Origin of the sequence: Thomasclavelia sp., assembly GCF_017889095.1 — a bacterium.
Classification (GTDB): domain Bacteria; phylum Bacillota_I; class Bacilli_A; order Erysipelotrichales; family Coprobacillaceae; genus Thomasclavelia.
Genome location: NZ_JAGHEW010000396.1, coordinates 1 through 1,054 on the forward strand (window position 1 = coordinate 1; position 1,054 = coordinate 1,054).

The 1,054-nt window shown below is 34.3% G+C and carries 1 protein-coding gene; it reads left to right on the forward strand.

The genetic code is table 11. From position 1 onward, the window contains the following. Nucleotides 1-197: 197 nt before the first annotated feature. Nucleotides 198-1,054 (forward strand): PTS transporter subunit EIIC (locus J7M77_RS16645; RefSeq protein WP_296880603.1); only part of this gene is annotated, 857 nt, incomplete at its 3' end.

The window sequence follows — 1,054 nt, forward strand, 5'->3', positions numbered from 1 at the left end:
CTTTTTTTGTTGTTTGATAACTTAACCCATTTATAACCTATATAATTGCTTGAGGCAATAAGCTAATTGTAAAAAGTATTATTTTATCAAGTTATCTTTTAATAGTTAAAATATAAACTATAAAAAAATCCTTTATTCTTACAGCTTATTTCCTTTTCATTAATTACTAGTAAAATCTAAGAAAAGGAGGAGAGTTTATGGATAAAATGGCAGATGTCCTTGGACGTGTAGGTGCGTGGTGTGGACAGAACAAGTATTTATCAGCGATAAAAAATGCGTTTCAAACCTTTATGCCTTTAACTATCGCTGGGGCAGTTGGGGTATTATGGTGTAACGTATTAGTAAACGCTGATTCTGGATTAGGTCTTTTCTGGGAACCAATAATGGCTCTAGATTTTATCAATCCAGCATTTTCCGCAATTCAATTTGCAACTATTTCATGTATTACAGTAGGGGTTACTTTTGGGATTTCCCAAGAAATCGGTGAAGCTAATGGAGAAACTGGATACTTTGCAGGACTATTAGGATTAGCTTGCTGGCTTTCAGTAACCCAAAACAGTTATGGAAATTATTTATTAACTGAAGTTGTTGATGGGGTTACTAAGATTGCAGTAAACGATTCTGGTGCAACAACTGCTTTTTCGGGAATTAGCGGTACCCCACTAGGCGCTACTGGCTTATTTACTGGTATGATCGTGGGAATTTTATCGGTGGAAATTTTCTGTAAATTAAGAAAGGTAGATAAATTGAAATTAAAGATGCCAGATACAGTACCACCAGGAGTTGCACGAGCATTCGAAGTTTTAATCCCAGCATGTATTACATTAATTATTATCGCTATTATTGGTCGAATTGCTGAAATGGCTACCGGATTATATTTAAATGATTTAATTTCAACTTATATTCAAGGTCCATTAGGAGCAATTGGAGCAACAATTCCGGGAGTAATCGTTATTTATATTTTAATCATGTTATTCTGGTTAGTTGGAATTCATGGTCAAAATATGTTAGGGGCAATCAAAGAAGCGTTATTTACACCATTGATGCTTGAAAA